General features: G+C 63.1%; 7 protein-coding genes. 3 read left to right on the plus strand and 4 right to left on the minus strand.

The window, feature by feature from the left end:
* The 3 genes from I8N66_RS35170 to pssA form a co-directional block, all read left to right on the plus strand.
* A partial coding sequence (locus I8N66_RS35170) for an ATP-binding cassette domain-containing protein (RefSeq protein ID WP_291164513.1) occupies positions 1-918 on the plus strand: 918 nt, incomplete at its 5' end.
* 116 nt (positions 919-1034) lie between these two features.
* Complete coding sequence (locus tag I8N66_RS35175; RefSeq protein ID WP_113536819.1) at positions 1035-1733, plus strand: phosphatidylserine decarboxylase; 699 nt, start codon at positions 1035-1037, stop codon at positions 1731-1733.
* A 9-nt stretch (positions 1734-1742) separates the two neighbouring features.
* Positions 1743-2618 carry a CDP-diacylglycerol--serine O-phosphatidyltransferase gene (pssA, locus tag I8N66_RS35180; protein WP_113536820.1) on the plus strand — a complete coding sequence of 292 codons (876 nt, stop codon included), beginning with the start codon at positions 1743-1745 and terminating at the stop codon, positions 2616-2618.
* A gap of 108 nt (positions 2619-2726) precedes the next feature.
* Here pssA and I8N66_RS35185 read toward each other — a convergent pair whose 3' ends face one another.
* The 4 genes from I8N66_RS35185 to I8N66_RS35200 form a co-directional block, all read right to left on the minus strand.
* A complete protein-coding gene (locus I8N66_RS35185) occupies positions 2727-3467 on the minus strand; it encodes an SDR family NAD(P)-dependent oxidoreductase (protein ID WP_291164517.1) in 741 nt (246 codons plus the stop codon).
* 12 nt (positions 3468-3479) lie between these two features.
* Complete coding sequence (gene purF, locus I8N66_RS35190) at positions 3480-4970, minus strand: amidophosphoribosyltransferase (protein WP_291164520.1); 1491 nt, start codon at positions 4968-4970, stop codon at positions 3480-3482.
* 145 nt (positions 4971-5115) lie between these two features.
* The gene (locus I8N66_RS35195; RefSeq protein WP_223726857.1) at positions 5116-5739 is read right to left on the minus strand and encodes a CvpA family protein; all 624 of its coding nucleotides are present in this window, start codon (positions 5737-5739) and stop codon (positions 5116-5118) included.
* A gap of 230 nt (positions 5740-5969) precedes the next feature.
* Positions 5970-6950 (minus strand): magnesium chelatase domain-containing protein (locus tag I8N66_RS35200; RefSeq protein WP_291164523.1); only part of this gene is annotated, 981 nt, incomplete at its 5' end.

A 6950-nucleotide genomic window follows, 5' to 3' on the forward strand; every position in this document is an offset into this window, starting at 1 on the left:
GTCTACCGCGAAATCCGCCAGGGCCTGACCGATATCGAGCACATGTTCGATCTTCTCGACGTCCGCGCCGAAGTGGTGGACCGCCCCGACGCGACCGAACTTTCCATTGGAAAGGGCGCCATCGCCTTCAAGGACGTGCATTTCGCCTATGATCCGGCGCGACCGATCCTCAAGGGCATCACCTTCGAAGTGCCCGCCGGCAAGACGGTCGCAGTCGTCGGCCCTTCGGGCGCTGGCAAGTCGACGCTCTCCCGGCTGCTCTATCGCTTCTACGATGTGCAGGAGGGAGCGATCACCGTCGATGACCAGGATGTGCGCACGGTCACGCAGAAGAGCCTGCGCTCGGTCATCGGCATGGTGCCGCAGGATACGGTGCTCTTCAACGACACGATTGCCTACAACATCCGCTACGGCCGGGTCTCGGCCAGTGAGGCCGAGGTCGAGGCAGCCGCCGAAGCCGCACAGATCGCCGGCTTCATCCGCACGCTGCCGGAAGGCTTCCAGGCCATGGTCGGCGAGCGCGGCCTGAAACTCTCCGGCGGCGAGAAGCAGCGCGTCGCAATCGCCCGCACGATCCTGAAAGCCCCACCGATCCTGATCCTCGACGAGGCGACGTCGGCGCTGGACACGCGCACGGAGCAGGAAATCCAGTCGGCGCTCGACGTCGTATCGCGCAATCGCACGACGCTCGTCATCGCGCACCGTCTCTCGACCGTCATCAACGCCGACGAGATCATCGTGCTCAAGGATGGTGTCATCGCCGAGCGAGGCACCCATGGCGAGTTGATCGATCGCGACGGCCTCTACGCCTCGATGTGGAGCCGCCAGCGCGAAGCAACGCAGGCGGAAGAGCAGTTGAAGCGGGTGCGCGAGAGCGACGATCTCGGTATCGTCACGCGCGGCGAACCGGCGGTCTAGGGATGATTTCTTTCTTTGCTGAGCGCGACGCGTTTTGTCGCTGTCTGGCGGGCGACGTTGCCCGCCAGGGCATTTCGCGCTAGTTCACGTTCCACGGAAAATCTGGAGTAGAGTTCATGAGCCTGGTCAATACGATCCGCAACACGCTCGTACCGGTCCACAAGGAAGGCTATCGCTTCGTCGCGATCTTCTTCGTCGTGTCGCTGGTGCTTGGCTTCCTGTGGGAGCCGTTGATGTGGATCGGCTTCGTGCTGACCGCCTGGTGCGCCTATTTCTTCCGTGACCCGGAGCGCATGACCCCGCTCGATGACGATCTGGTGATCAGCCCGGCCGACGGCCGTGTTTCGTCGATCGCAACGGTCATGCCGCCGGAAGAGCTGAATCTCGGTTCGGGACCGATGCTTCGCATCTCGGTCTTCATGAACGTGTTCAATTGCCATGTGAACCGTGCGCCGATGGCTGGTACCATCACCCGCGTCGCCTATCGCGCCGGCAAGTTCGTCAATGCCGAGCTGGACAAGGCGAGCCACGAGAACGAGCGCAACGGGCTGGTGATCGAGACCAAGCACGGCCAGATCGGCGTCGTCCAGATTGCCGGCCTCGTCGCACGTCGTATCCTCTGCTGGAAGTATGAAAACGGCTCGCTGGACGCAGGCGAACGCTTCGGCCTGATCCGCTTTGGCTCGCGCCTCGACGTCTTCCTGCCTGCAGGAGCCGAGCCGCGCGTCAGCGTCGGGCAGACTGCGGTTGCCGGCGAGACCGTGCTTGCCGAATTCGGCTCGGCCAAGGGCCCGGTCATCAGCCGCCGCGCGTAAGGAGTGTACATGGAAGGCTCTGAACAGGAAAAATCGACCGAACCGCCGAAAGTGGCCGGCGACGCGAACGGCTCCAACGACACCGGTCGCGGTCCTCGTCTGCGCGAGATACCGCTGCGCCTGATGATCCCGAACCTGATCACGGTGCTGGCGATCTGTGCAGGCCTCTCCGGCATTCGGCTGGCCTTCGAAAACCGCATCGAGCTCGCCGTCGCCATGGTTTTGCTCGCAGCGTTCCTTGATGGCATCGACGGCCGTGTAGCACGCGCCCTGAAGGCGACGTCGAATTTCGGTGGCCAGATGGACTCGCTCGCCGACATCATCAACTTCGGCGTTGCGCCGGCGCTTGTGCTCTACGTTTTCATCCTGGATCAGGCCCGCTCGATCGGCTGGATCGCCGCACTGATCTATGCGATCGCCTGCGGTTTGCGGTTGGCGCGCTTTAACGTCATGGCGGAGCGCCAGTCCAAGGCGCCCTGGCAGTCGGAATATTTTGTCGGTGTGCCGGCACCCGCGGGCGCCATGCTGGTGTTGCTGCCGGTCTATCTCGGCCTCCTGGGTCTTGCGCCGGAACGCACTTTCGCGCTGATTGCTTCCGCCTATACGGTGCTGATCGCCTTCCTGCTCGTCAGCCGTCTGCCGGTGTGGTCCGGAAAATCGGAAAATAGCCGCGTGCGCCGCGACCTCGTCCTGCCGGCCATTCTCGGTGTCGTCTTCTACGTGGCGACGCTGATGACCTATACCTGGGAAACGATGGCCTTGACGGCACTTGGCTACCTGATCACGCTGCCGTTTGGCGCACGCTCGTGGCAGCGCAAATATGGCGGCGACTGGCCGGCCCATCCGTCGACCGGCGGTGACGGTCTGCCTGGCGACAAGGACTGAAGCGTTCCGTCGAAAGCTGCGAAACGACGAGCCCTTCAGAAATTACGGACAAAAGAAAAGGCCACCGTGGGGACACGGTGGCCTTTTCCATGAGCGATGCGTCAAAGACTATTCGGGCATCCGGTAGTCGACGATCTTGTCCTCGCGAACGATATAGAGCTTGCCGGTCTCGGTCTGGTCGGGGCCGACGAGCGGAAGCAGCTTGGCGGCAACGTCGGAAGGGTGCGGCACGGTCTCCGGATCCTCGCCGGGCATCGCCTGGGCGCGCATGGCGGTGCGGGTTGCGCCCGGATCGACGGAGAGGATGCGCAGCGGCAGGCGCTGCGTTTCGCCGGCCCAAGTGCGGGCCAGCGCCTCGACGGCAGCCTTGGAGGCGGAGTAGGGGCCCCAGAAAGGCTTGCACTTGTGTGCGGCGCTCGAAGACAGGATCAGCGCGCGGCCGGCATCCGACTTGATCAGCAGCGGCTCCAGCGAACGGATCAGCCGCCAGGTCGCGTTGACGTTGATGTTCATCACCTTTTCAAACACCTTCGCCTCGACATGGCCGATCGGTGAGATCGTGCCGAGAACGCCGGCATTGGCGACCAGGATATCGAGTTTACCCCAGCGCTCGTTGATGGCGCCGCCGAGCTTGTCGATCGCCGCCATGTCGGCGAGGTCGAACGGCACCAGCGTGGCCGAACCGCCCGCCGCCTTGATTGCGTCGTCGAGTTCCTCGAGGCCGCCGACGGTACGCGCGCAGGCGACGACATGGGCACCGGCCTTGGCCAGTTCGAGAGCGGTGAAATAGCCGATACCGCGCGACGCGCCGGTGACCACGGCCACCCGGCCTTTGAGATCGATCGTCATTTTGTTTTCTGATTATCCGTTGCTGGCGAGAACCGAAAGTTTGCGGACATTGCTGGCGCCTTCCTGGTCGAGAAGGCGGGTCGGATAGTCCCCGGTGAAATAGTGATCGGTGAATTGCGGTGCCTTGGGATCGCGCTTTTCGCCGCCGACCGCCTCATAGAGGCCATCGATCGACAGGAACTCGAGCGAGTCGGCGCCGATATAGCGGCACATGGACGCGAGGTCGGCATGCTGGTTGGCGAGCAGCTTGTCGCGATCCGGGGTGTCGATACCGTAGAAATCCGGATGGAAGATCATCGGGCTGGCGACGCGGACATGTACTTCACGCGCGCCGGCATCCCGCATCATCTGCACGATCTTCACCGACGTCGTGCCGCGCACGATCGAATCGTCGACGAGGATGACGCGCTTGCCCTCAATCATCGCCCTGTTGGCCGAATGCTTGAGCTTGACGCCGAAGGCGCGGATCTGCTGCGTCGGCTCGATGAAGGTACGGCCGACATAGTGGTTGCGGATGATGCCGTATTCGAACGGGATGCCGCTCTGCTGCGCATAGCCGAGGGCCGCCGGTGTGCCACCGTCCGGCACTGGAACAACCACGTCCGCCTCGATGGGTGCTTCCTTGGCGAGGTTGATGCCCATGTTCTTGCGCGAAACGTAAATGCTGCGGCCACCGACGACCGAATCCGGCCGTGCGAAGTAGACATATTCGAACAGGCAGAGCCGCTCCGGCTGCGAGATCTCGGGCTTGCGTGCATCGATCGAGATCGAACCGTCAGGCTGGATTTCGCAGATGATCACTTCGCCGTTCTCGACGTCGCGAACATAGGTCGCGCCGATGATGTCGAGCGCGCAGGTCTCGGAGCAGAAGATCGGCTTGCCGTCGAGTTCGCCCATGACGAGCGGGCGGATGCCGATCGGATCGCGCGCGGCGATCAGCTTGGTGCGCGTCATCGCCAGCATCGAATAGCCGCCTTCCATCTGGCGGATGGCGTCAATGAAGCGATCGGAAGAGGAGGTCTGCTTGGACCGTGCGATCAGGTGCAGGACCACTTCGGTGTCGGAGGTCGACTGACAGATTGCGCCGTCGGCAATCAGTTGCCGGCGAAGGGTGAGGCCGTTGGTAAAGTTGCCGTTATGGGCGACCGCGATGCCGCCGACTTCGAGTTCGGCAAAGAGCGGCTGCACGTTGCGCAGCGCCACTTCGCCTGTCGTCGAGTAGCGGGTATGGCCGATCGACATGAAGCCCGGAAGCTTCGCCAGCGTCGCCGGATCCGTGTAATGATCGCCGACGAGGCCCATGCGCTTTTCGGTGCAGAACTGCTTGCCGTCGAAGGTGACGATGCCGGCTGCTTCCTGGCCGCGATGCTGGAGCGCATGCAGGCCGAGCGCCGTCAGCGCTGCCGCGTCCGAGTGCCCCAATATGCCGAAGACGCCGCACTCTTCGTGCAGCTCATCGCCTTCGAGTTCATCGTGGATTTCCATGGATCTCAGATCGGTCATCACAGTCGCCTTTGCTCCGTACCGGTGCGCATATCGTGATCAGGCCCGCCGTCTTCAAGCGATCTTAGCTGAAAACGGCTGCAAGCGTTATTCCCCAAAAGGACAAAGCCCGCGGGGCGGGCTTTGTCGGCAAATCGTTCCTGTCTCAGCCGTTGGTGGCCGGTGCGTCGTCGGCGGGCGCCTGTTCCGGCGTCGTCGTCGGTGCCTGGCCGGGTGCCGTTGCCGGTGCTTCGCCTTCACCTTCGCCGGTCGTATCCTTGCCGCGCAGGCGGTCGAGAATGGTGGCGTCGGCTTCTTCCGGCAGCAGCGCGATCAGCTTGTTGCCGAGATTGTCGAGGAGCGGCTTCGACTTGGCGTGGGTGACCCAGCCCGGCTGCTGCTGCGGCGCGACGAGCCAGTTGAAGAACAGCATGGCGACGACGACCAGCAGAATGCCGCGCGCGGCCCCGAACAGGAAGCCGAGCGTGCGGTCGAGCGCACCGATGCGGCTGTCGATGATGAAATCGGCAATCCGCATGGTGATGAAGGAAATGATGATCAGCGCGACCAGGAAGATCACCGCCGCCGATCCGATCAGCGCGACGGTATCGCTATTGGTGTACTGCTTGGCATAGGGCAGAAGCTGCGGGTAGAGGAAATAGGCAGCCGCGGCCGCACCTACCCAGCTCGCCACCGAGAGCACCTCGCGCGAGAACCCTCGAACCATGGCCAGGATTGCGGAAAACAGGGCGACGCCGAGAACGATACCGTCGAGAATTGTAATGGGCATTTTGTCCTTACTCCGGACCCGGTTCGTCCGGGTCTCCTCAAGCCTATCCGCCATCGGCCCTGCCTGATGTCCAGGGCATCTGCAGCCTGCTCGCGGCCCTCACAGCGCCGCGCGTCTTTCGGACGCGCAAAGGTCGCTGCAACGCTCAGATCTGCTGCATAAATTTGTCCCTAGATCGATCCCGATCTAGGGGCTTATGCAGTAGAGGACGGTCTGCGACATCCGCGTCTTCAGTCCTCGTTTTCCGCCGGTCTCAGCGCATTTCGCGAACCCGCGATGCGCGCCACCAGATCCGGCAGGCTTTCCATTTCGCTCCATCGGCCATTGCCGTTTTTCGGCAATTCGGTGGACGCGGACGGCAGGACCGCCTGTGAGAACCCGAGCTTCTCGGCTTCTTTAAGGCGTTGTGCGGTATGCGCAACCGGCCGGATGGCGCCCGACAAGCTGACTTCGCCGAAATAGACGCAATCCGCAGGAAGGGCAAGCCCGGCAAGCGATGAAACCAGTGCGGAAGCCACAGCTAGATCGGCAGCGGGCTCGGAAATGCGGTAACCGCCGGCAATGTTGAGATAGACGTCGTGCTGGCCGAGCCGTACCCCGCAGTGCGCTTCGAGCACGGCGAGGATCATCGACAGGCGGGCGGAATCCCAGCCGACGATGGCGCGCCGCGGCGTGCCGAGCGATGTCGGAGCGACGAGCGCCTGCACTTCGACGAGCACGGGGCGGGTACCTTCCATGCCGGCAAAAACTGCCGCGCCCGGGGATTTCTCGTTGCGCTCACCGAGAAAGAGTTCCGATGGGTTGGCGACTTCGCGCAATCCCTTGTCGGACATCTCGAACACGCCGATCTCGTCGGTCGGCCCGAAGCGATTCTTGACGGTGCGCAGAATGCGGTAATGGTGGCCGCGGTCGCCTTCGAAGTAAAGCACGGCATCGACCATGTGCTCGACGACGCGCGGTCCGGCGATCTGGCCTTCCTTCGTGACATGGCCGACCAGAACGACGGCGGTTCCCGTCTGCTTGGCAAAGCGGATCATCGCCTGGACGCCGGTGCGGACCTGGGTGACGGTGCCGGGTGCCGAATCGACGATGTCGCTCCAAAGTGTCTGGATCGAGTCGATGATCACCAGATCCGGTCGCTTGCCTTCGGAAAGCGTTGCCAGGATGTCCTCGACATTGGTTTCGGCGGCGAGCAGCACGTCGCGCCACCC

It is taken from the genome of Ensifer sp. SSB1, assembly GCF_016652895.1.
Classification (GTDB): domain Bacteria; phylum Pseudomonadota; class Alphaproteobacteria; order Rhizobiales; family Rhizobiaceae; genus Ensifer.

Excerpts from the sequence above, each read along its gene's own strand:
- purF (WP_291164520.1), bottom strand. The coding sequence starts at position 4,970 with ATGACCGATCTGAGATCCATGGAAATCCACGATGAACTCGAAGGCGAT.
- I8N66_RS35175 (WP_113536819.1), top strand. The coding sequence starts at position 1,035 with ATGAGCCTGGTCAATACGATCCGCAACACGCTCGTACCGGTCCACAAG.
- pssA (WP_113536820.1), top strand. The coding sequence starts at position 1,743 with ATGGAAGGCTCTGAACAGGAAAAATCGACCGAACCGCCGAAAGTGGCC.
- I8N66_RS35185 (WP_291164517.1), bottom strand. The coding sequence starts at position 3,467 with ATGACGATCGATCTCAAAGGCCGGGTGGCCGTGGTCACCGGCGCGTCG.
- I8N66_RS35195 (WP_223726857.1), bottom strand. The coding sequence starts at position 5,739 with ATGCCCATTACAATTCTCGACGGTATCGTTCTCGGCGTCGCCCTGTTT.